We start from the raw sequence: 23,859 nt of genomic DNA, 5'->3' as shown, positions 1-23,859 counted from the left end.
CGAATCAAGGAGAGCGCCATGTCCCCCACGTACCAACCGCACCGTCCCGCCACCACCTACACGCTTGCCGGCCGCACCGTGAACCGCATGGGCTACGGCGCCATGCAACTGGCCGGGCCCGGCGTGTTCGGACCGCCGAAGGATCGTGCCGCAGCCATCGCCGTGCTGCGCGAAGCCGTCGCGTCCGGCGTGAACCACATCGATACGAGTGATTTCTACGGCCCGCACATCACCAACCAGCTCATCCGCGAAGCCCTCCATCCTTACCCGGATGACCTGGTGATCGTCACCAAGGTAGGCGCCCGCCGCGGCGAAGACGCCTCGTGGCTGCCGGCGCTTGAGCCGGAGGCCATCCGGCAAGCGGTCCATGACAACCTGCGCAATCTGGGTGTGGAGGTGCTGGATGTCGTCAACCTGCGGCTCATGGGGGATATCCATGCGCCGACGGAAGGCTCGATCGAAAGAGAGGTCACTACGCTGGCCGAGCTGCAAAGGCAGGGACTGGTCCGCCACATCGGGCTGAGCAACGTGACATCGGCGCAGGTGGCGCAGGCGCGGAAGATTGCGCCGATTGTCTGTGTGCAGAACCAGTACAACCTGGTGCAGCGCGGGGATGATGCGCTGGTGGATGAACTGGCGGAGCAGGGGATTGCGTACGTACCGTTCTTTCCGCTTGGCGGGTTCACGCCGATTCAGTCGGCGGGGTTGTCAAAGGTGGCGGAAGGGATCGGGGCCACGGCGATGCAGGTGGCGCTGGCCTGGTTGCTACATCGGGCGCCGAATGTGTTGTTGATTCCGGGGACTTCGTCGGTGGGGCATTTGAGGGAGAACTTGAAGGCGGGGGAGGTTGAGTTGACGGATGCCGTGCTGGCGGAGCTGGATGCGATTGGCGGAGCAGTGCGCGGGCATGCGGTTGCGTGAGTCCCTGGCGGGGAGCAGCGGCTGGATCTTGAGGAGGTATTGAGGCTTCAGCTTGCGGCACTTCACAGTGCCAGAATCAGAACGGCGCGAGGCCAGTTGGCTCCCGCCGTTTTGCTTTCAGGCCCGCATCGCGCGGGCCTGCCCTTCGTTAGATAAGTGCCTGCAGGCGATCGGCGCTTTCGATGAGCTGTTGCCTGAGCGGCGAAAGCAGGGCGTGGAGGCCGATGCATTCGGGGATGCTGTCGCTCTGCAGGTCCAGCAAGGTCAGGGCGGACTGAAGGCCGGCGCTGACGCGCAGGATGTCGTCAGTGACTTCGAGAATGTGGTCCTCGAGGGTGACGGCCTTGCTGGGTGGGGGCGGGGTGGTTTTGGCTTGGCGGCGGAATTGAGCGCGGTCGGCTTTGGCCAGGTTTTCGGCTAGTTGCGCTTGTTTTTGGGCGAGGGTGGGCTCTTGGGGAGCTGGGGTGGTGCTAGTCATTACGACCTCCGGTACGTAGATGGTGGAGGCTCGTCGTCCGCTGTCAATCGGGTGGGCGAGCACGAGGCAGGGTTGACAGACCGGCACGTACCACCGGCGAGCCCGAAGGGCTCCCCCGCCGCAGCCCGCCCCTTAAGGGCGTACGTAGGCGAAAGACGAGAGGATACCGCTTCGCTGCTCGTCCGGGATACGTGGGGCAGGCTGTCAAACCTGGTCGACCATTGCTGTGGTGACACTGCCAGTTTCCAACGACAGTCTGCACGGAACAATGCACCGAACTCTCAAAGCATCATTCAGGCCGTCGTAAGTAAAGCCCACGTATGGGCCTTCAAATGCCTGCCAGGGCTTCTCGTAGGCGCCCGCCGCGGCGAAGACGCCTCACCGCTTCGCTGCTCGTCGGGTGCGCATTGGTCAGGCTGTCAAACCTCGTCGACCATTGTTTTTTGGCGACCTTGGAAGTCTCCACCGATAGCCTCTGCCGAACAATGCGCGAACTCGCAAGACTTGCTTGGGGGCTGTCACGGCCGCGGTCGCAGCCTGCAATGGCGATCCAGCGGGCTTCCACCAAGAGAATGAGCAGATCGGCATGAAGCTCTAGGCCAGGCACCTCTTTTCCTCTTCGATCTGCGGAAATTTCGCGTCCAATTGCAGAAAAAAGCGATACCATCTGCTGAAAACATATGGTAAGCGCGCCCGATGCTGGCCTCGAAGAAAGGCGAGAAGCGCGCTTGGCATTGGTACGAGTTAATACTGGCCCTCGACCTGCATCTCCGTCACCGCCCGAAACTGCCATGTAAGGAAGTGACGGACATCGCAGATCTGAGCCTAAATTCGAGCGAAGAATGCGATTTTGGTGGGTAAATCATAAGAAGACCTTCGCGGCAGAACTACGAGGCGGTTACATTTGGTCTCCGAAAGTAAAAGCCAATGGCGCTAGGAATCCGACCTACGACAACCTTGCCGAGACGTCCCCCGGCGACGTTGTTTTCTCCTACGCGAACACAGCTATACGAGCTGTGGGTATAGTTTCTGCCCGGGCAATGGAGAAATCTAAGCCGGTAGAATTTGGGGCGGCTGGTGACAGTTGGGCAGACCTCGGGTGGTATGTTCAGGTCGACTGGAACCGGCTAGACGCGCCTCTTTCTCCAAAAGAGCACATTGATCGTATCTCACCGCTCTTACCTGCAAAGCATTCACCAATACGGGTGAACGGCCACGGCAATGAATCATGCTACCTCGCGTCTATTTCCAATGCCATGGGTGAATTGCTCATGGCCTTGGTCGAGCGACGGGCGCCGGATCTCCCTGGAGTGCTGTCGGATTGCCAGCATGAGATCGACGACGCAAAAGCAGAGCAGGAACTATTGGCCCAGTCCATCGGGGAGACTGAGAAGTCGCAGCTTATTAAGGCACGGAAAGGTCAAGGAATTTTCCGACTTAATGTAGAACAGTTTGAGTCGCGATGCCGGCTTACGCGCGTTGCGGATAAACGCTTCCTCATCGCTAGTCACATCAAACCCTGGGCGACTGCGACAAACAGTGAGCGTCTTGATGGATCCAATGGACTTTTGTTAGCACCGCACGCGGATCGGCTCTTTGACAGAGGCTGGATTTCGTTTGGCGATAGTGGTGAGGTGCTTCTAGCTGCGCCAGAGATTGGAACCATTATGTTGGCGTGGGGCTTGGATCCGCGAGGAAGTGTCGGCGCTTTTAGCAAAAAGCAGAGCGGTTATCTGACTTACCACCGTGAACGCATCTTGCGACGTGGCAAAGGTGACCAAGGGCTCAATGGAATCATGGCGACGGCCTCGATTTAAGTACCGTAGGGTACGAGATAATGCAGACAGAAGTCGCCCCGGGGTATCAATACCCGGCTGCGAAGGCATCACGCAAATAGGAAAGAACACGATGGCACGGAATGACACGAGCAGGAACGGCAATGGAGGAAACCTCGGCTTCGAGGCTGACCTGTTCAAGGCTGCTGACAAGCTTCGCGGCAACATGGAACCGTCCGACTACAAGCACGTCGCGCTTGGACTCATTTTCCTGAAGTACATCTCCGACGCGTTCGAGGCCAAGCACACAGCCCTGTTGGCAGAAGACGCGCAGGTGGCCGAGGACAAGGACGAATATCTCGCGGATAACGTGTTCTGGGTGCCGAAGGAGGCGCGCTGGTCGCACCTGCAGGCCAATGCCAAGCTCCCTACCATTGGCACGTTGATTGATGACGCGATGCGCGCCATCGAAAAAGACAACGAATCGCTCAAGGGCGTGCTGCCCAAGGACTACGCCCGCCCCGCGCTCAATAAGGTGATGCTTGGTGAGTTGATAGATCTAATCTCCGGTATTGCGTTGAACGAGGAAGGCGACCGCTCGAAGGACATCCTCGGGCGAGTGTACGAGTACTTCCTCGGCCAGTTCGCCGGAGCCGAAGGTAAGCGTGGCGGCGAGTTCTATACGCCGCGTTCCGTGGTGCGCGTGCTGGTCGAAATGCTCGAACCCTATTCAGGCCGCGTCTACGACCCCTGCTGCGGCTCGGGCGGGATGTTCGTGCAGTCGGAGAAGTTCGTGCAGGAGCACGGCGGCCGCATCGGCGACATCGCCATCTACGGCCAAGAGTCAAACTACGTGACTTGGCGGCTGGCCAAGATGAATCTGGCGGTGCGGGGCATCGATTCCGACATCCGCTGGAACAACGAAGGCAGCTTCCACAAGGACGAACTCCGCGACCTCAAGGCCGACTACATCCTCGCCAATCCGCCATTCAACATCTCCGATTGGGGTGGCGACCGCCTGCGTGAAGACGTGCGCTGGAAGTTCGGCGTGCCGCCCGTGGGTAACGCCAACTACGCGTGGCTGCAGCACATCTTCCACCATCTCGCGCCTAATGGGACGGCGGGCGTAGTGCTGGCCAACGGCTCGATGAGCTCTAGCCAGTCTGGCGAGGGTGACATCCGCCGAGAGATGGTCGAGAAAGATGTCGTGGACTGCATGGTGGCCCTTCCTGGGCAACTGTTCTACTCGACTCAGATTCCGGCCTGTCTATGGTTCTTGGCCCGCAACAAGAACCCCGGCAAGAGACTTCGCGACCGGCGCAAGCAGGTGCTGCTCATCGACGCTCGCAAGCTGGGCGTACTGGTGGATCGCACCAGGCGCGAACTCACCGATGAGGAAATCCAGAAGATCGCCGCCACCTACCACGCCTGGCGAGGGGAAGACGGAGCGGGTGAGTACGCCGATGTGGCCGGCTTCTGCAAATCTGCCTCGCTGGAAGACATCCGCAAGCATGGCTACGTGCTTGCACCTGGACGTTATGTGGGCGCGGCCGAGCAGGAAGATGAAGGCGAGCCCTTCGAGGAAAAGATGGCGCGGCTCTCAACACTGTGGCGTGAGCAGCGAGAAGCTGCTGCCAAGTTGGAGGCAGCAATTGAGGCCAACCTGAAGGAGCTTGGGTATGGCGAGTGAATGGAGGAATTGCACACTAGGCGATGTGTTGACGTTGCAGCGTGGCTTTGATTTGCCAGCACATGAGCGCCTGTCTGGGGTATATCCAATCATTGCATCCACTGGCGAGGTGGGTACTCATTCCAAAGCAATGGTTAAGGCTCCGGGAGTGGTCATTGGTCGCTCTGGGAGCCTTGGCGGCGGGCAATATGTGACTCACGACTTCTGGCCGCTGAATACCACTCTTTGGGTGAATGACTTCAAGGGCAATGACATTCGCTTCTGTTACTACTTGCTGAAATCAATTGACTTCAGCAAGTTCAATGTTGGTGGGGCCGTGCCAACATTGAATCGAAACCATGTACATCCGCTGCCTGTTCGTGTTCCGGGTGATATCTCCGAGCAGCGCGCTATCGCCTATGTCCTCGGCGCGCTGGACGACAAGATCGAGCTCAACCGGCGGACGAACGAAACGCTCGAGGCGATAGCCCGCGCCTTGTACCGTGCGTGGTTCGTGGACTTCGAGCCGGTGCGCGCCAAGCTGGAAGGCCGCTGGCAGCGGGGACAAACGCTGCCCGGGCTGCCCGCGCACCTCTACGACCTCTTCCCCGAGCGCCTCGTTGAATCGGAGTTGGGGGAGATCCCGGAGGGGTGGCAAAGCGTACCGGCAAGCCAGCTCATCGACTTCAACCCTAGCGAACCGCTGCGGAAAGGGACAGAAGCACCCTATATTGAAATGGCTTCACTGCCAACTAATGGATGCTGGCCTGAGCCGCCGGTATCCCGACCGTTTGGAAGCGGTATGCGCTTTCGTAATGGCGACACGCTGCTCGCCCGCATCACACCGTGTTTAGAGAATGGCAAAACAGCGTTTGTTCAAGGCTTACCGGATAACTCGGTGGGCTGGGGCTCTACTGAGTACATTGTTATGCGCACAAAGGCCCCTGTGCCTTCCGAATTTGCATATTTGCTTGCGCGAGATGATGCTTTTCGGGAACAGGCCATCCGGAGCATGACGGGCACATCTGGTCGCCAGCGTGTTCAGGCCGACTCTGTGGCCGCATTCAAACTAGCATCACCGCCGAATCAAGAGGTGTGGAATGCCGTCTCTCATGCCGTCGTGCCGCAGTTCAAAAGCATCAAGGCCAATGCCCAGACAATCGAAACTCTCGCCCAGCTCCGCGATACTCTGCTGCCCAAGCTCATATCTGGTGAGCTGCGCGTGCCGGATGCCAAGCATATGGTCGGGGCGGTCGTATGACTTTTGACTGGTGCCCCGGTATTCGGGAAGCCTGTGCGCATTGGCGCGAGGCGCCGATGCTTCAGCACACTTTTGAAGCATTGCAGGCAAGTCTTGAGAGCGAGAGCGACGCTTCGATTGATGCCGCAAAGGGACTGGTGGAGTGTGTTTGTCGGGTAATTATCGACCAACTTGACGATTCAACGTCGCCGCTGAAACCAAGGGATGAGGCCCCGATCACTGAGTGGGTGTCTGCTGCAACACGGGTGTTAAGACGTGGTGATGTCCGGGATAGGAAATTTGCCGATCTAATAAAACATCACAATGGCTTGGCAGAGTCTCTCCGTGTGCTGAGAAATGACGCTGGGCCATTGAGCCATGGGAAGGATGGTTTTATCCAAGCCCTGACCGTTTATCACCGTCGCGTGGCAATCCTTGCTGCGGATGCGATTGTGACCTTTCTTCACAAGGCCTATCTGGATACACAACTCGATCCGATCAGTTCTCGCGAGCCTTGGGAGCGGTTCGCGGAGGACAACGCACTGATTGATGCGCACGTGGGGCTGGCAGTGGATGCCGAGGACGGCGACTCACCTACCTTGCGTTTCATGCTGCCAGGCGATGACGAGCTGGCAATCAACATCGAGGTCAGTCGTTTGCTTTACGAATTGGATCGGAATGCCTATGTCGAGGCGTTGAACGCTGCGCGCGGAGCACCGGCTCTAGTGATGGCGCCCGTTGAAGAACAAGGAGGACAGTAATGGCGTTTCTGTCGGAGGCCGCCGTGGAGCGAGCGCTGCTGGACCAGCTGCGTGCTCTCGATTACAGCATCGAGCGTGAAGAGGACATCGGCCCCGATGGACACCGCCCGGAGCGCGAGAGTCACGATGAGGTCATTCTCAAGAAGCGGTTTGAGGACGCCGTTGCTCGCCTAAACCCTGGCCTGCCAGTGGAGGCCAGGCAGGACGCCATTCGCAAATTGACGCAGTCCGAACTGCCATCATTGCTCGAAGAAAACCGGCGCATCCACAAGCTGATGATCGAAGGCGTGGACGTCGAATACTACGCCGACGACGGGACGCTGACCGCTGGCAAGGTGAAGATCATCGACTTCGAACAATCGAAGCACAACGACTGGTTGGCCGTGAGCCAATTCGTTGTCATTGCCGGTCAGTACAATCGGCGCCCCGATATTGTTGTGTTCGTAAACGGCCTGCCGTTCGGTGTGATCGAATTGAAGGCCCCCGGAAACGGCAACGCAACTCTTGTTGGAGCCTTCAATCAGCTCCAGACCTACAAGAACCAAATTCCTGCGCTGTTTCACACCAACGCTCTGCTAGTGACATCGGACGGGATTGCTGCGCGTATTGGTTCACTGTCCGCCGATCTTGAGCGATTCATGCCCTGGCGTACAACTGACGGTAACGACGTTGCACCGAAAGGTATGCCGGAACTCTCGACCCTGATCGACGGCGTGTTCGAGCATCGCCGCTTGCTCGACCTGCTATGCCATTTCACGGTCTTCGGGGAAACCGGATCTGGTCTGGCCAAGATCATCGCGGGCTATCACCAGTTCCACGCGGTACGGCACGCAGTTAGCAGCACTGTGGCTGCCTCCTCGCCAGAGGGCAATCAGCGGGTTGGCGTCATCTGGCACACCCAAGGCTCCGGCAAGAGCTTGCTGATGGCGTTCTACGCCGGGCAACTGGTCAAACACCCGGCAATGGCCAACCCGACGCTGGTGGTTCTCACCGACCGGAACGATCTCGACGATCAGTTGTTCTCCACGTTCTCGATGTGCCGCGACCTGATCCGGCAAACGCCGGTGCAGGCTGAGAGCCGCGAGGATCTACAGAAGGTCTTGAGCCGTGCGTCGGGTGGTGTGATTTTCACTACCTTGCAGAAATTTGGCGAGATCGCGGAGCCGCTCACAACACGACGCAACGTGGTCGTCATCGCGGATGAAGCGCACCGCAGTCAGTACGGCTTCAAGGCCAAGCTCGACGCGAAGACCGGAGAAATTTCCTATGGCTTCGCCAAGTACATGCGGGATGCCCTGCCGAACGCATCTTTCATCGGCTTTACAGGTACGCCCATCGAGGCCGACGACGTTAACACCCCGGCGGTGTTCGGACACTACATAGATGTCTACGACATCAGCCGTGCGGTCGAGGACGGCGCAACTGTGCCGATCTACTATGAGTCGCGGCTTGCTCGCATCGAACTCGACGAGGAAGAAAAGACAAAGATCGATGCCGAGGTCGACGAACTCACCGAGGAGGACTCCGAAGTCGATCAGGAACGCTTCAAGAAGAAGTGGTCAACGGTCGAAGCGTTGGTGGGCAGTGACAAGCGACTCGCCTTGGTGGCCAAGGACATGGTCGCCCACTTCGAGGATCGTGTGGCAGCTCTCGATGGCAAAGCGATGGTGGTGTGCATGAGCCGCCGCATCTGCGTGGAGCTGTACAACAAGATCGTCAAGCTTCGGCCTGACTGGCACAGCGCCGATGACAGTGCTGGCGCGGTCAAGATCGTGATGACGGGGGCAGCGAGTGACCCGGAGGCGTGGCAACAGCACATTGGCAACAAGGCCAGACGAGATCTGCTAGCCAAGCGCGCCCGCGACCCGAAGGACCCGCTCAAACTGGTGATCGTTCGGGATATGTGGCTCACTGGTTTTGATGCACCCTGCATGCACACGATGTATGTGGACAAGCCGATGCAAGGGCACGGCCTGATGCAGGCAATTGCACGCGTGAACCGTGTCTTCCGTGACAAGCCTGCCGGACTGATCGTGGACTACATCGGCATCGCGCAAAGTCTCAAATCTGCGCTGCAGCAATACTCGAAGAACGACCAGGAAAACACCGGCGTTGACGAAGCGAAGGCCATCGCGGTGATGATGGAGAAATACGAGGTCGTACGCGATATGTACCACGGCTTCGATTACGTCTCCGCGATGAACGGCACACCGCAGGAGCGCCTTGCGATGATGGCGGGAGCCATCGAGTGGATTCTCGATCTCCAACAGAAGCTGGCGGCGAAAGAGAAGACCAACGAAGGCAAGAAGAACGCACATCGGCGATACCAGGACGCCGTGCTGGCGCTCTCAAAGGCGTTCGCCCTGGCATCCGCCTCCGACGAGGCCCGACAAATCCGAGAGGAAGTGGGCTTTTTCCAGGCGATTCGTGCTGCGCTGGTCAAGACTGCTACCGGGTCAGGTGTCACCGCGCAAGAACGCGAGCTGGCCATCCAACAGATCGTGAGCCGCGCCGTGGTGTCGACCGAGATCGTCGACATCCTGGCCGCTGCGGGCATCAAGAGTCCGGACATCTCCATCCTCTCCGACGAGTTTCTTGCAGAAGTTCAGCAGATGGAGAAGAAGAATCTTGCGCTGGAAGCCTTGCGCAAGCTGATCAACGACGGCATTCGCTCGCGCAGCAAAGCCAACGTGGTGCAGACCAAGGCCTTTTCGGAACGCCTGGAAGATGCCGTGGCGCGCTACCACGCCAACGCCATCACCACTGCAGAAGTGCTGCAGGAGCTGATCCAACTGGCCAAGGACATCCGCGCTGCCCGCCAGCGAGGCGAAGAGTCCGGGTTGTCCGATGAGGAGATCGCCTTCTACGACGCGCTGGCCGAGAACGAAAGTGCTGTGCAGATGATGGGCGACGACAAGCTTCGGCTGATCGCTCACGAGCTGCTGGTGAGCCTGCGGGAGAACGTGTCGGTGGATTGGGCTCACCGTGATTCGGCACGAGCGAGGATGCGGGTGTTGGTGAAGCGTATCCTGCGGAAATATGGCTACCCACCTGACCTCCAAGACACTGCTGTGCAAACGGTACTACAGCAAGCCGAGGCGTTGTCGTCGGGGTGGTCGGTTTCGCGCGGGGGGTGAGCCAGTAGGAGTCTAATTGCTTAGCAATACCACGTCAGCACAGTAACGACTTGGGGGCACATCTGACTGAGATGGAGGAGCATTTCATCGTCGAATTGTCTCTTGTCAACAAAGGCGAATGCCTTGGAACTCGTTTCGAGGTATTCGCGCATTGCAGTAGTGCGCCGACTGGCCTCAATGCGAGCCACAACTTAAAGGAGAAGCCTCCTCGAAAGGCGGCTTCTTCAAGTACGTAGCTACATCATAAGCAACTTACTAAGCAAGCAATCACAATCTCGCCTCACTAAGAAACGATGACTCAAGGACAACAAGACCAAAGGATCGACTCCGAGTGGGTTGCGCTAAATGCCTTCCGGGAATTGCTCAAGATATCGACGAAGGGCAATATGTCAAAATCAACTTATGACGAAGCAATTGATTTTGGGGGAGAACTTTATCCAGCCTTGTTAGGTCACGAGACTAGTATTCTTCGGCGAGCGAAGGAATCCGACACGACTCGCGAATATAGACAGCGAGCCCGACTGAAGGGGCAAGCAGAGGCACGAACGATAAGTCCTCTAGAGCTGGTACAGAGCGACATTCAAGAGCTAGAACAATTACTTGCTCTTGCCAAGAGCACACGAGACAAAGGTCAAGTAGACCAATTAAAAAATCGCCTGAAGGTTCTTCGTCACACCAGAGAGGAAATCTCACCCCCAGCCCATACGGAAAATCAATTGATTTTTCGGGATGTGGCCGCTTTTCCTGAAGGCCTTCCATGCATAGAGACAGGGAAAGGCTATCGCAGTTTTCAGCTACCTGACGGGAATGCCCTTCGTGTACATCTCTTGCATCCCGACAAGCCCGAGCATGTATCTGGAGCCGACATAATTTACGAACGGCATGCGGTAGGTTGCGACCAGGCAACGCTCGTGCTGATTCAATACAAGATTTGGGAAAAGCAGACTTTGAGCCTTGCCGATCCACGACTGCATGGTCAAATTTCAAAGCTAAAGGCCGTCACGTGTGACAGAGGACTATGCACAGATCTTTCCTCGAAAAGTCCATACCGGTTCCCGCACTGCGCTGCTTTCCTCCGACCAACCGACAAGCTTCAGCGTCCCGACCAGAAACTAATAAGTAGTGGCCAGCACCTTCCCATTTGCAGAATAAACGAATGCTCAAAAACTAATCGTTTTGGAACTGAGGTCCTCGAATACAAATCGATGCGCTCAACATCTCTTTCCGGCGAAGCTTTCGAATATATGTTCACATCGGACAAGCTCGGTTCACGGCCTGTAACCTACGCACAGCTCGCAGAGCTCCACGCGAAGCTCCAGATCTCAGCTGACCCCGATAACCTAATAATCCACGCGCAGGAGATTTATTCGCCGGCGTAATGCAATGAGACAAAACAACTAAGAATTCGCGCACCAGTCCAGCTACGGACAGGCAGCCTTATCTTATAGAGGAATCGGTTGGGGACCAGAGAGTCCTTTCACTCGCAGTAAGACTCGAGCCCTGTTCAGCGTTCCCGCTTCAGTTTCGCTGCAACATAGTTTCAACGTACTTCTTTACCTGAGATCTCCAGACAACGGGATCATAAGCCTCATCCGCTGCTTGCCGCCTTAGATCCTGGAACTGAGCGTCCAATAGCCCTTGTCCTGCGACCTCACCAATAGAAGCGCGAATCGCCGTGGCAGATTCGTCCGCCAATTTCCTAACAAGAAGAAGGCCATGTAGAGCTGCTAGATATTTCTTCCTATCCTGCATAGTGGCTCTTTGAGCGCGTTGCCTCAGATAATCCGCAGCTCCTCGATATGTAATATTTCCAGAAGTAAAGCGAAGCTGATCTGCTTCATCAAATAGCCCGCATGTTCCGCACACAAATGAAACCACCTCCGCTTGGTCCATTCCGTTTCCCTGAAGTATCCCCAGCTTCCGGCCGATGGGTGTTCTGGATAGCACAGAGCTCAGCATGGCTGCAAAAACGACTCCGAATAGTGCAAACAAAGTGTTGATTGAGATGCCGGCAAATAGGCTGCTATCCTTGCTCGTAATGGCAGTTCCTTTTACACCTGGAGCACGTACAATTACATCTGGCATTGCCCCTGGAGTGGCCAGCGAGGTCAGGAACGAAACCTTTACAAGATCACCTGGGTTTAGAAGATCTGCGTAAATTTCCACACGCGCCTCAGATTTTTCCTCCGTTAACCTTACTCCCGGGCTTGCCTCGGATGCGATTTCACTCAAGTGGCCGCCCTGCAATCCGAGCCTCACCAGTGTCTGTGCTATTTCCTTCCGCCCACTATTTCTTACTTCAACTACAAATATTCGCTTTGAGCCAGCGGCTGTAGCAAGCGTTGGGCCGCCAACAATCGAGTAGGCGAGTTCGGGCTCCTTTGTAGTTAGCCAATAAGTCGCGACCCCAGCAACAACAGTAAAGACGCCGGTTATAATCGCAGTTACAACAGCTGCTTTAGTAGTCGATTCGCTCACGTATATTCCCTTAATTGCCGATGGCCTGCTGCAATTCCACATCAAAGAAAGCGTTCAAATTATTTCTCACGATTCGAAGTAAATGTTGTAACTGCTGCGCAACGAGCTTTATCGAATCAAACCATTGAACCAACCAGTATCTATAATGCGACACTGCCTGAGTCGTGATCGCGAGAACTACCGGATTAGTCACTTGTCACTCCGAAGGAAAGACAGCGACGTGCAAAATTGAATGGAGCCAGGAACCACGCCGTCGGACGCCTAGCTTTCAGGCGGAGACCAACGCAAAATTTTGAAAAAGATACGTGAAACGCGATGAAAAGCTAGAGTGGAGAAAAGCGCCAATGCCGCCCAAATCGCACCATACCATTTCGGTAACGCCCCAATTAGAAAGAATCCAGCAATTGAAAATGCGCTAAATGTGAGGCAACCATATAGGGCCGCCGCGAGATAGCAAATCAGGTCTTCAATGTAGCCGGAAGCTCGGAGGCGTCCTACCACAGTGTCTGTCGGGAGGGAGGCCAATATTGCTTGTGATGTGGCAATGAATCCCGTAAGGATCGCACCGAGACTAATCGCCGCTGCAAGGAATTCCTTCAAGTCTACGGGAAGCACGAGTGCGAAACGCCACCAGAAGACTCCGACCACCAAAGCTGCGCCATATGGGTACCATCGCTCCAGCCACAAATGCCTTGTCATGCCCGAAGCACCCGTGCCCAACCATTTCTTGCTCGAATCAACCCTGCCCAGCGGGATTGTTGCGTATATCGAAGATCCCGTCCGAGTTCCAGATCAGCAATTTGCACTTCGAGTTTGGGGGCGATCAAGTTCAGTACGTCTGTCGGATCAATTGGTGAGTCCTTACCCGTCACCTCCAGCTTCGTTAGGACCGGATCGTTATCGCCATCATTAGGCCGCATGCCCATCAGCTTTGCCACCATTGCTCGGGCACGTTCGATACTCAGGGATGAATTGGCAGACCGGCCTGCTGAAATGACCACTTCTATGGTTTCGGCACCGAGACTATCACTCACATCAAGTGCGCGTCCTAGACTCACATTACCTGCCCGCTGCCGGAAGGTCATTTTTGGAGGAGCAACCTTGAAATGTAGCTTTCGTATGACTTCCTTTGATGCAAAGCGGAGATCGGCGTTCTCGTCCATGCGCATTAGAAGATCATATGAGCGTATGGCGTCTTCTTCATAATTGTAAAGACTGAAGTAGTGACCAATGGTGCTCGCGCGCACTCCGAAATGGTTGTACTGAACAAGCAGTACCTGATGCCGGGGATCGTAAAGAGCCGCCGTTTCTTCACCGAAGCCTTCATCTTCAGCCAAGTCGAATCCCTCAATCGGCTCTTCTCGACTAGCCTTTCCTGGCCCGTGTTCAAAACGAATCTTGGTGAAATCAATCAACCAATATGGCGACCGATTGTCATCGGAGTCCGGCCTTTGGATAGATTCGGCTCGAATCTCCTGTTGCCCTACTAGCTTTAGCCTTGCAGTCAGGTCATCCGCTGCAATCTGTTCCAACAGGACTTCCAGGCGTGGTGAACCATTGAATCTACGCACATCGAACAGATGGACTGCCATTTCACCGGCCATATGATGACACCTTCGAGATCGGAAAAGATACTCGATTATCGGCGTCGTGACGTCGCCTGTTGACCACCCGAAAGTAGTAGGGCCCACCGGCACGGACCTTAACGTTGGTGCGAAATGGCCCATAAAAAAAGCCAACCTAATCAATAGGTTGGCCTTGTCGACAGCTAATATATGTAACTACTCAAACGTCAATATTCCGAGCCACTAGCGCATTAGATTCGATGAAGTTCCGCCGCGGCTCCACTTCATCACCCATAAGGGTGGTGAAAATCTGGTCCGCCGCAATAGCATCCTCAATCTGCACCTTCAGCAGTCGCCGTTGGGTAACATCCAGCGTAGTCTCAAACAGCTGCTCAGGATTCATCTCGCCCAGGCCCTTATAGCGTTGCCGGGACACCCCACGCTCAGCCTCAGCTAACAACCACTGCATAGCCCCGTGGAAATCATTCACCGTCTGGTCCCGCAGCTTATCCCCTTCACCCCGCTGCACCTTAGTCCCTTCCGGCGTCAGCCCCTGGAAAGTCTTTGCCGCGTTGGAGAGGGCAGCGTAATCCGCGCCATGCACAAAATCCGCATCCAGATGCGACAGCCGCACGTTGCCATGATGACGACGCGCAATCATCAACCGATGCTTGTCGGTCTTCTCATCAAACTGGGCATACACATCCGCCGTACCATCGTCGTTGACCGCAGCGCCAATCAGCGTCTTGGCATGCATCTCCGCCAGCTTGGCCTTCAGCGCCACCGCTGAAGCCTCCGCCGCCGCAGCGCTATCCAGATCCAGCGTCACGCCGTCCGCAATGGCACGCAGCGCGTCGGTATCCACAACGCGCGACAAGCGGCCGATCACCCCCTCAGTCAGCTGATACTGCCGCGCCAACTCAGTCAACGCATCCCCATTGATCTCCGACCCATCCGGCCGCACCAGCACAGCCTTCTCCATCGCCAGCTTCAACAGATAAGCATTGAGCTCGACATCATCCTTGATATACCGCTCTTCCTTGCCATGCTTGATCTTGTACAGCGGCGGCTGCGCGATATACACATAACCGCGCTCGATGATGTCAGGCATCTGCCGATAGAAGAACGTCAGCAGCAGCGTGCGGATGTGTGAGCCGTCCACGTCCGCGTCGGTCATGATGATGATGCGGTGGTAGCGCAGCTTTTCCAGGTTGTAGTCGTCCTTGCCGATGCCGGTGCCCAGCGCGGTGATCAGCGTCAGCACTTCCTGGCTGGACAGCATCTTGTCGAAGCGGGCGCGCTCTACGTTCAGGATCTTGCCCTTCAGCGGCAGGATGGCCTGGAACTTACGGTCGCGGCCCTGCTTGGCGGAGCCGCCTGCGGAGTCGCCCTCCACCAGGAAGAGTTCTGACAGGGCGGGGTCTTTTTCCTGGCAGTCGGCCAGCTTGCCGGGCAGGCCCATGCCGTCCATCAAGCCCTTGCGGCGGGTCATTTCGCGGGCCTTGCGGGCGGCTTCGCGGGCGCGGGCGGCGTCTACGATCTTGCCGCAGATGATCTTGGCGTCGCCCGGGGTTTCCAGCAGGAAGTCGTTCAGGGCCTTGCCGACGAGTTCTTCCACGGGCAGGCGCACTTCGGACGAGACCAGCTTGTCCTTGGTCTGCGAGCTGAACTTGGGCTCGGGCACCTTGACGGAGAGCACGCAGGACAGGCCTTCGCGCATGTCGTCGCCGGTGGTTTCCACCTTGGCTTTCTTGGCGACTTCGTTTTCTTCGATGTACTTGTTGATGACGCGGGTCATCGCAGCGCGCAGGCCGGTCAGGTGGGTGCCGCCATCCCGCTGCGGGATGTTGTTGGTGAAGCAGAGCACCTGTTCGTTGTAGCCGTCGTTCCACTGCATGGCCACTTCCACGGCGATACCGTCTTTTTCGGTGTTGGCGTAGAAGATGTTGGGGTGCAGCACGCTCTTGGAGCGGTTGATGTATTCGACAAAGCCCTTCACGCCGCCGGAGAAGGCAAAGTCTTCTTCCTTGCCGGTGCGCTGGTCCACCAGCTTGATGTGGACGCCGTTGTTCAGGAACGAGAGCTCGCGGATGCGCTTGGAGAGGATCTCGTAGTGGAACTCGACGTTGGTGAAGATCTCTTCGTCGGCCAGGAAGTGGACTTCGGTGCCGCGCTTGTCGGTGGCGCCGATGATCTTCATCGGGGAGACTTCAACGGGCTGGCCGTCGGGGCCGGGCACGGTCTCGACGATGCGGTTCTGCACGTCGCCCTTGGCGAATTCGATCAGGTGCACCTGGCCGTCGCGGCGCACGGTCAGGCGCAGCCACTTGGACAGTGCGTTCACGCAGGACACACCCACGCCGTGCAGGCCGCCGGATACCTTGTAGCTGTTCTGGTTGAACTTGCCGCCGGCGTGCAGCTCAGTCATGGCGATTTCCGCCGCGCTGCGCTTGGGTTCGTGCTTGTCGTCAAACTTGACCAGGGGCGGGATGCCGCGGCCGTTGTCGACGATGGAGATCGAGTTGTCGCTGTGGATGGTGACCTGGATCTCGGTGCAGTAGCCAGCCAGCGCTTCGTCGATGGAGTTGTCCAGCACCTCAAACACAAGGTGGTGCAGGCCGGTGCCGTCGGAGGTGTCGCCGATATACATGCCCGGGCGCTTGCGTACCGCCTCCAGGCCTTCCAGGATCTGGATCGAAGAGGCTCCGTAGGTGTTTTCCTGTTGCGGTTTCTGCTGTTCGGTCATGTCTTTCTACTCAACGGCTGATGCGAAAGCCCGGCCGCGCCGGCACATTGGCAGGGCGTCTGGCTTTCCGCATGGCGGGTTACTAAAAACGGCAAAAGGGGCAGATCGTTTTCGATCCTGCCCCCGCTGCGAAGAGACGTCCCGCGATGAGGCGGGTGTCGTAGCGTGCCGTTTGCTGCTCCGGTATCTCTGTATCTGTAGTCCTGTTACCGGATCATCAGATGCGCATCGGCATGACGACGTACTTGAAGTTGTCGTCTTCCGGCACGGTAATCAGCGCACTCGAATTCGAGTCGCCAAGGCTGACCTGCACCTGCTCGGTCTTCAGGTTGGCAAGCACGTCGAGCAGGTAGGTCACGTTGAAGCCGATATCGAGCGCGTCGCCCGAGTAATCGAGTTCCAGCTCTTCCTGCGCCTCTTCCTGGTCGGCGTTGGTGGAGCTGATCTTGAGCATGTGCGTGTCGAGGATGCAGCGCACGCCCTTGAATTTGTCGGTGGTCAGGATCGCGGTGCGTTGCAGCGCCTGCTGCAGCTGCACGCGGTCGATCGCGAAGGCGTTCTTGTAGCCCTTGGGGATCACGCGCTGGAAGTCGGGGAACTTGCCTTCGACCAGCTTGGAGATCAGTTCGATATTGGCGAACGTGAACTTGACCTGGTTGGCGGCCAGCTGCACCGTCACCGGATCGTCGTTGTCTTCCAGCAGGCGCTGCAGTTCCAGGATGGTCTTGCGCGGGATGATGACTTCCTGGCGCGAGCCGACGCCAGCCGCTTCGTTCTCGAGCTCAACGCCGCAGTAGGCCAGGCGGTGGCCGTCGGTGGCGACTGCCATGACCTTCTTGCCTTCCACCACCAGCAGCATGCCGTTCAGGTAGTAGCGGATGTCCTGCTGCGCCATGGCGAAGTGGACCATCGCCAGCAGGTGCTTGAAGGTCTTCTGCGGCAGGCTGACGCTGGCGTTGAATTCGCTGGCTTCAGCAACGGTCGGGAATTCCTCTGCGGCCAGCGTCTGCAGGGCAAAGCGGCTCTTGCCGGATTGCACGGTCATGCGCTTGTCGTTGAGCGACAGGGCCACGTCGCCGTCAGGCATGGCGCGCAGGATGTCCAGCAGCTTGCGCGCGGCCACGGTGGTGGCAACGCTGTCGCTGCCGACGCCGCATTCCGCATGCGTGGTGATCTGGATCTCGATGTCGGTCGAGAGGAAGGAAACGTTGGACCCGGACTTGCGAATCAGCAGATTGGCCAGGATCGGGAGGGTGTGGCGGCGCTCCACGATGCCGCTCACGATTTGCAGCGGACGCAGCAGGTTGTCTCGCGAGGTTTTGACCAATTGCATTGAATTTATCCTTCGTCGTTTGTAATCGGCGACCGCAGAACGCAAATAGCTCCGAATTCACTTAGGAATCAAGGAGTTAATGTGCCATTGTACCAAGGATAAGCCGCTGCGGTGAAGCGGGGCGGGACCGGCGGGCGGGCCAGCTGTGCACAAAAAGCCACGCTGGCGCAAACCGTACTTGCCATCCCGTCCCGACTCACCGCAAAGCCTTATCAGTGGCCATTTTCCGGACACTTGCCCCGGCGACGCTGACGTTAATTCCCCAGGCGCCACGGGATGTCCGTGGCGCGCACTCTACAGTATGCCAGCCCCGAGGGGCCGGCCCTTCAAAACGCCTTCCCGGGGGTACCCGGGCATCGGCCATGCATCAGCCCTTGAGCGTTTGCTCCAGCACGTGCAGCTCGTGGTTGAGCTGCGCGTCCTTGCTGCGTTCGTCGGCGATCTTGCGCACGGCGTGCAGCACGGTGGTGTGGTCGCGGCCGCCAAAGAGCTCGCCGATTTCGGGCAGGCTCTTCTGCGTCAGCTCCTTGGCCAGGTACATCGCAATCTGGCGCGGCCGTGCAATATTGGCAGGCCGCTTTTTCGAGTACATGTCAGCGACCTTGATGTTGTAGAAATCCGCGCAGGTCTTCTGGATGTTCTCCACGGAGATCTGGCGGTTCTGCACGGTCAGCAGGTCCTTCAGCGCCTCGCGCGTCACCTCGATGGTGATGTCCTTGCCGTGAAAGTTGCTGAACGCCAGGATCTTGCGCAGCGCGCCTTCCAGCTCACGCACGTTGGAGCGCAGGTGCTTGGCGACGAAGAAGGCAACCTCTTCGGGCACGTTGACGCTTTCCGCGGCGGCCTTCTTCATCAGGATGGCCACGCGCATTTCCAGCTCTGGCGGCTCGATGGCCACGGTCAGGCCGGAGTCGAAGCGCGAGATCAGGCGGTCGTCGATGCCGCTGATTTCCTTCGGGTAGGTATCGCTGGTGATGATCACCTGCGCCCGGTTGGCGATCAGGGCCTCAAAGGCGTAGAAGAACTCTTCCTGCGTGCGGTTCTTGCCGGAGAAGAACTGGATATCGTCGATCAGCAGCAGGTCGAGCGAGTGGTAGTAGCGCTTGAACTCGTCGAACGCCTTGCGCTGGTACGCCTTGACCACGTCGGAGACGTACTGCTCGGCGTGGATGTAGCGGATGCGCGCGCGCGGGTTCTCCAGCAGCATGTAGTTGCCGATGGCGTGGATCAGGTGGGTCTTGCCCAGGCCCACGCCGCCATAGAGATACAGCGGGTTGTACGACTTGCCCGGGTTGTTGGCCACCTGGATGGCCGCGGCCCTTGCCAACTGGTTGGCTTTGCCAGTGACGAAGTTGTCAAAGGTCAGGATCGGGTTCAGGCGCGAGCGCTCATGCACCGTGTCGCTGGGCTGGTGGCCCGGCATCGGCGTGGCGCCGCCCACCTGCAGGTGGGACTGATGCGACGGGTGCGGCTGCTGGGGTTGCTGCGGCTGCACGCGGTAGGAGCGGGCGCTGGCCTCGGCGGGGTCCATGTGGACCACGTCGATCTCGCCCATGTCGGCGCCGTGCTGCGGGTGATGCTGGCCGGGGTGCTGGCCGCCCATGCCCGGGGCCTGGCCGCGCGCGCCGGCCGGGACCGGGGCGGCGGACGGCATGCCGGCCGGATTGCCGTACTGCGGCTGGCCCATGCCGTACGCGGCTGCGGTGGGGTATTCGCCATAGCCGGGCTGGCCGGGCATGGCAAACGGGGCCTGGCCGCCCATCGGCTGGGCGCCGGGATAGCCGGCCATGCCCGTACCCGGTGCTGCGTGGCCGTCCATGCCGCCCGGGCCCATGCCGGGCTGGGCCGGCTGCATATAGGCAGCGGCACGGCCCGACGCGGCGGGATCCAGCACGAACTGGACGCTGACCTGCGCTTCCCAGTACTCGCAGGCCAGTGCGGTGATGCGCCCCGAAAACTGGCTCTTGACCCAGTCCAGCTTGAAACGGTTGGGCGCGGCAATGCGCAGCGCGTGCGTTTCTTCATCGAACGCAACGGGCGCCAGCGGCTTGATCCACGTTTTGAACTGTTGCGGCGTCAGCTCGCGCTCTAGTTGCGCTGCTGCCGCCTGCCAGAAATCTTGCATTGTTTGTTGTTTGGTAATCGCACCCGGGTCCGCTTCTTCAGCGGCCCGGGCACGCCACAAGCGGCGTATATGCCGCGCTATCCGGGCCGTCCCAGCCGTATTGGGAATTAATTCCCTTCGGCTAGGCCTCCGCGGCATGCCATGCAGCCGCCAGCGAGCCTTCAGGCTCGCCGCACTGGCGTGCGTTCAGTCATGCGTTGCCGCGGTGGGGGCCCGGGTTGCGCCTGCGCCACGCAGCCCGTGTTGTGTTTGGACCCGGATTGTATACCCGCCGCTGAGTTATCCACAAAGGATAAGTCTGTGGACAACTTGTGCAAATGCGGTGGATTTGTGTGCACAACCCTTGCTGTGATGCGGCTTTGCGGGGTGTGGAAACGGGCAAAATCTCAGGCAAAACAGGGACTTCGCCTGTGGATGACTGCGCTGGAGGTGGCCTTCGGGACACATGCAGTTACCCACCGGCTGTTGTGGACAATGGGGCACCACGGGCCACAGGGCGCTGTGGCAATTGTGCCCTTGCACACAGACTTGCGCCTTGACAGCGCCGGAGAAAATCGTTTAAATGGCGGGTTCTGCGATGCGGCAGGGGATCACGTATGCGCATCGCCGGTCTGGCCTGTTCGTGCCGTCCGCGCTAACAGGTTAGCTACCTGCACACGCGTAAGCACGGCCGGCAGCAAGACAGAACCAGAATCGTCGGATACGCCGCTGCAGTTCCTCGCAAGCGGCAGCCCCCATGCGAACCATACGCGGCGGCCACGGCACCCCGGCACCGGCCGGAGTCGGGCGAGCCAAGATCAACCAGAGAGTGCAACATGAAACGTACCTACCAACCTTCCGTTACCCGCCGCAAGCGTACCCACGGTTTCCGCGTGCGCATGAAGACCCGCGGCGGCCGTGCCGTCATCAACGCACGTCGCGCCAAGGGCCGCAAGCGCCTGGCCATCTGAGGCCCGGGCGACCGGCCTGACGGCGCGCCCGGCGCCGGCTGCAGCGTACCGCAGCCGTGCCGCGCAGCCGTCAATGCCCACCGCCTCGGCTTCAGGTCGGCCGGCAGCTTGCCGCAGGGCGCCGCTTTTGCGCCAGCAGTAGTATTCGCCAGCGCTCGCCAGTGTCACCCAGCGTGTCAGCCCATGCCTTCCCCAAAGCCGCGAGGCTAACAAAGACGGATGAGTTTTCATCCGTTTTTGCTTTGCGGCCCCGGCGGCGCAGCCCGCATTTCGTGCTCTACGTGCGCGCCAATGACCGTCCGGAAGGACGGCTTGGCGTGGTGGTCGGCAAGAAGTTCGCGCCGCGCGCGGCTGAGCGCAACCTGGTGAAGCGCATGGCGCGCGAGCTGTTCCGCCAGCGCCGTGAGCACCTGGCGGGGCGCGACGTGCTGCTGCGCCTGCAAGCCAAGTTTCCGCGCGCGGAATTTGCGACGCGCGCGGCGGTCCGAAGGGCATGCGCGGCGGAAATCGCCAGCCTGCTCGACGTAGCGGCCAAGCCGCTGCCGCCACCCGCACCGCCTGCCTCGCCCTCGGCACCGCCACCCGCGGCGCCACCGGCGAGCCCCTCGCAAAGCCTGCCACCAGGCCTTCCGGCCTGAACCGCCTGCCATGAAGCGAATCCTGCTAGCCCTGCTGCGTATCTACAAGATCGCCCTGAGTCCCTACCTGGGCTCGCAGTGCCGCTTCCTGCCGACCTGTTCCGAGTACGCCCGCGACGCCGTCATCCACTACGGCGCCGCGCGCGGCAGCTGGATGGCCGCCTGCCGGCTGTGCCGCTGCCATCCTTTCGCCCAAGGCGGGTATGATCCCGTGCCGGGCACGGAAGCTGACGACACTGCCAGGCCGGACACCCACGCGGGCCGTTCCGTCCATGCCGCCGCAGGCCATGCGCCTGTGGCGATCCGTCTGCCCAGACCCTGATTTCTCCGACCACAGCCAGACATGGATATCAAACGCACCATCCTCTGGGTCATCTTCTCGATGTCCCTCGTGCTGCTCTACGACAACTGGCAGCGCTCCCAAGGCCATGCGTCGATGTTCTTCCCGAGCACGACCCAACAGGCCGCCTCGGCGCCCGCCGCCAGCGGCGCTGCCGCGCAGGGCGACGTGCCCAAGGCCAACGTGGCGCCAGGCGCAGCGGGTACCGCTGCCCCGGCCGCGCCGCAGGCCGCGGCCCAGCCCACCGGCGAGAAGGTCGTGGTGACCACCGACACGGTGCGCGCCGAGATCGACACCGCCGGCGGCATCGTGTCGCGCCTGGAGCTGCTCAAGGAGCATGAGAAGGACGGCAAGCCGGTGGTGCTGTTCGAGCGCGACAACGTGCGCACCTACATGGCACGCTCGGGCCTGATCGGCGGCGACCTGCCCAACCACACCACGGTGTTCACCGCCGCCCCGGGCCCGCGCACGCTGGACGGCGCCGAGCAGCTGGAAGTGGCGCTGACCGCCGAGAAGAACGGCGTGAAGCTGGTCAAGACCTATGTGTTCCGCAAGGGCAGCTATGTGGTCGACACCAAGTTCGCGGTGACCAACGCGGGTGCCGCGCCGGTCTCGCCGACGCTGTACCTGGAACTGGCGCGCGACGGCAGCAAGGTCGAGCAGTCGCAGTTCTACAGCACCTTCACCGGCCCGGCCGTCTACACCGACGCCGACAAGTACCACAAGATCGACTTCGAAGACATCGCCAAGGGCAAGGCCACCGTGCCGGCCGCCGCCAACAATGGCTGGGTGGCGATGGTGCAGCACTACTTTGCCTCGGCCTGGATCCCGCAGACCGGCAAGGAGCACAGCTTCTACGTCCAGCAGATCGACCCGCACCTGTACCGCGTGGGCGTGCAGCAGCCGCTGGGTGAACTGGCCCCGGGCGCCACGGTGACCACCGATGCACGCCTGTTCGCCGGTCCGCAGGAAGAGCACATGCTCGAGAAGATCGCCCCGGGCCTGGAGCTGGTGAAGGACTATGGCTGGCTGACCATCCTGGCCAAGCCGCTGTTCTGGCTGCTGGAGAAGCTGCACGGCTTCCTGGGCAACTGGGGCTGGTCGATCATCGCGCTGACGGTGCTGATCAAGCTGGTGTTCTTCCCGCTGTCGGCGGCAAGCTACAAGTCCATGGGCAAGATGAAGGACCTGCAGCCGCGCATGACGTCGATCCGCGAGCGTTACAAGAACGACCCGCAGAAGATGAACCAGGAGATGATGGGGCTGTACAAGACCGAGAAGGTCAACCCGCTCGGCGGCTGCCTGCCCATCGTGATCCAGATCCCGGTGTTCATCGCGCTGTACTGGGTGCTGCTGTCGTCGGTGGAAATGCGCGGCGCGCCGTGGCTGGGCTGGATCCATGACCTGTCGGTGCCGGATCCGTTCTACATCCTGCCGATCGTGATGGCCGTGTCGATGTTCGTGCAGACCAAGCTGAACCCGACCCCGCCGGACCCGGTGCAGGCCAAGGTCATGATGATCATGCCGCTGGTGTTCTCGGTGATGTTCTTCTTCTTCCCGGCCGGCCTGGTGCTGTACTGGGTGGTGAACAACATTCTGTCGATTGCGCAGCAATGGCAGATCAACCGCATGCTCGGCAAGGGCAAGGCGGCAGTGGTGGCGAAGAGCTGAAGCTGTTGCAGGTTGCGGTAAGCAAAAAAGCC

18 protein-coding genes are annotated in these 23,859 nt (G+C 59.3%); 11 read left to right on the top strand and 7 right to left on the bottom strand.

Going from position 1 to position 23,859, the window contains the following annotated elements; translation table 11 throughout:
- Positions 1–18: 18 nt before the first annotated feature.
- Positions 19–921, top strand: coding sequence for an aldo/keto reductase family oxidoreductase (locus AC3WLF_RS19515; protein WP_492358670.1), 903 nt, complete (start codon positions 19–21; stop codon positions 919–921).
- Between the two features lie 148 nt (positions 922–1,069).
- Here the strand turns inward: AC3WLF_RS19515 and AC3WLF_RS19510 are convergent, their stop codons facing one another.
- Together AC3WLF_RS19510 and AC3WLF_RS19505 are read right to left on the bottom strand one after the other, a co-directional pair.
- Positions 1,070–1,399, bottom strand: coding sequence for a DUF1484 domain-containing protein (locus AC3WLF_RS19510; protein WP_492358669.1), 330 nt, complete (start codon positions 1,397–1,399; stop codon positions 1,070–1,072).
- A 328-nt stretch (positions 1,400–1,727) separates the two neighbouring features.
- Positions 1,728–2,066, bottom strand: coding sequence for a hypothetical protein (locus tag AC3WLF_RS19505; protein ID WP_492358668.1), 339 nt, complete (start codon positions 2,064–2,066; stop codon positions 1,728–1,730).
- A gap of 175 nt (positions 2,067–2,241) precedes the next feature.
- Between AC3WLF_RS19505 and AC3WLF_RS19500 the strand changes: the two genes are divergently transcribed.
- From AC3WLF_RS19500 to AC3WLF_RS19475, 6 genes are all read left to right on the top strand, one after another.
- Positions 2,242–3,216: an HNH endonuclease gene (locus AC3WLF_RS19500; protein ID WP_492358667.1), complete on the top strand. Its 975-nt coding sequence runs from the start codon at positions 2,242–2,244 to the stop codon at positions 3,214–3,216.
- A gap of 91 nt (positions 3,217–3,307) precedes the next feature.
- Positions 3,308–4,864: a class I SAM-dependent DNA methyltransferase gene (locus AC3WLF_RS19495; protein WP_492358666.1), complete on the top strand. Its 1,557-nt coding sequence runs from the start codon at positions 3,308–3,310 to the stop codon at positions 4,862–4,864.
- A 28-nt stretch (positions 4,865–4,892) separates the two neighbouring features.
- Positions 4,893–6,104: a restriction endonuclease subunit S gene (locus tag AC3WLF_RS19490; RefSeq protein ID WP_492358665.1), complete on the top strand. Its 1,212-nt coding sequence runs from the start codon at positions 4,893–4,895 to the stop codon at positions 6,102–6,104.
- Positions 6,101–6,844, top strand: a complete 744-nt coding sequence (locus tag AC3WLF_RS19485; RefSeq protein WP_492358664.1) for an abortive infection family protein — start codon at positions 6,101–6,103, stop codon at positions 6,842–6,844. Before AC3WLF_RS19490 ends, AC3WLF_RS19485 begins: the two co-directional genes overlap by 4 nt.
- Positions 6,844–9,981 carry a type I restriction endonuclease subunit R gene (locus AC3WLF_RS19480; RefSeq protein WP_492358663.1) on the top strand — a complete coding sequence of 1,046 codons (3,138 nt, stop codon included), beginning with the start codon at positions 6,844–6,846 and terminating at the stop codon, positions 9,979–9,981. Before AC3WLF_RS19485 ends, AC3WLF_RS19480 begins: the two co-directional genes overlap by 1 nt.
- 293 nt (positions 9,982–10,274) lie before the next feature.
- On the top strand, positions 10,275–11,360 hold the full coding sequence (locus AC3WLF_RS19475) for a hypothetical protein (RefSeq protein WP_492358662.1): 1,086 nt from the start codon (positions 10,275–10,277) through the stop codon (positions 11,358–11,360).
- 139 nt (positions 11,361–11,499) lie between these two features.
- Here AC3WLF_RS19475 and AC3WLF_RS19470 read toward each other — a convergent pair whose 3' ends face one another.
- The 5 genes from AC3WLF_RS19470 to dnaA form a co-directional block, all read right to left on the bottom strand.
- Positions 11,500–12,459 (bottom strand): hypothetical protein, encoded by a 960-nt coding sequence (locus AC3WLF_RS19470; protein WP_492358661.1) that lies wholly within the window; start codon positions 12,457–12,459, stop codon positions 11,500–11,502.
- Positions 12,460–13,154: 695 nt separating this feature from the next.
- Positions 13,155–14,063, bottom strand: coding sequence for a DUF6731 family protein (locus AC3WLF_RS19465; protein ID WP_492358660.1), 909 nt, complete (start codon positions 14,061–14,063; stop codon positions 13,155–13,157).
- A gap of 181 nt (positions 14,064–14,244) precedes the next feature.
- Positions 14,245–16,770, bottom strand: a complete 2,526-nt coding sequence (gyrB, locus tag AC3WLF_RS19460; RefSeq protein WP_492358659.1) for a DNA topoisomerase (ATP-hydrolyzing) subunit B — start codon at positions 16,768–16,770, stop codon at positions 14,245–14,247.
- Positions 16,771–16,987: 217 nt separating this feature from the next.
- Positions 16,988–18,103 (bottom strand): DNA polymerase III subunit beta, encoded by a 1,116-nt coding sequence (gene dnaN, locus AC3WLF_RS19455; RefSeq protein ID WP_492358658.1) that lies wholly within the window; start codon positions 18,101–18,103, stop codon positions 16,988–16,990.
- A gap of 367 nt (positions 18,104–18,470) precedes the next feature.
- A complete protein-coding gene (gene dnaA, locus AC3WLF_RS19450) occupies positions 18,471–20,228 on the bottom strand; it encodes a chromosomal replication initiator protein DnaA (RefSeq protein WP_492358657.1) in 1,758 nt (585 codons plus the stop codon).
- An 815-nt stretch (positions 20,229–21,043) separates the two neighbouring features.
- Here dnaA and rpmH point away from each other — a divergent pair.
- From rpmH to yidC, 4 genes are all read left to right on the top strand, one after another.
- A complete protein-coding gene (gene rpmH, locus AC3WLF_RS19445; protein WP_008650850.1) occupies positions 21,044–21,178 on the top strand; it encodes a 50S ribosomal protein L34 in 135 nt (44 codons plus the stop codon).
- Between the two features lie 173 nt (positions 21,179–21,351).
- On the top strand, positions 21,352–21,816 hold the full coding sequence (gene rnpA / locus AC3WLF_RS19440; RefSeq protein WP_492321353.1) for a ribonuclease P protein component: 465 nt from the start codon (positions 21,352–21,354) through the stop codon (positions 21,814–21,816).
- 10 nt (positions 21,817–21,826) lie between these two features.
- Complete coding sequence (gene yidD / locus AC3WLF_RS19435) at positions 21,827–22,138, top strand: membrane protein insertion efficiency factor YidD (protein ID WP_492356875.1); 312 nt, start codon at positions 21,827–21,829, stop codon at positions 22,136–22,138.
- A gap of 21 nt (positions 22,139–22,159) precedes the next feature.
- A complete protein-coding gene (gene yidC, locus AC3WLF_RS19430) occupies positions 22,160–23,827 on the top strand; it encodes a membrane protein insertase YidC (RefSeq protein ID WP_011616294.1) in 1,668 nt (555 codons plus the stop codon).
- Positions 23,828–23,859 lie beyond the last annotated feature (32 nt).

The sequence above is a fragment of the Cupriavidus sp. FW306-01-F10A genome, assembly GCF_058782785.1.
Note: the sequence above shows the minus strand (reverse complement) of the source record. Positions and strands in the feature narration are given on the sequence as shown.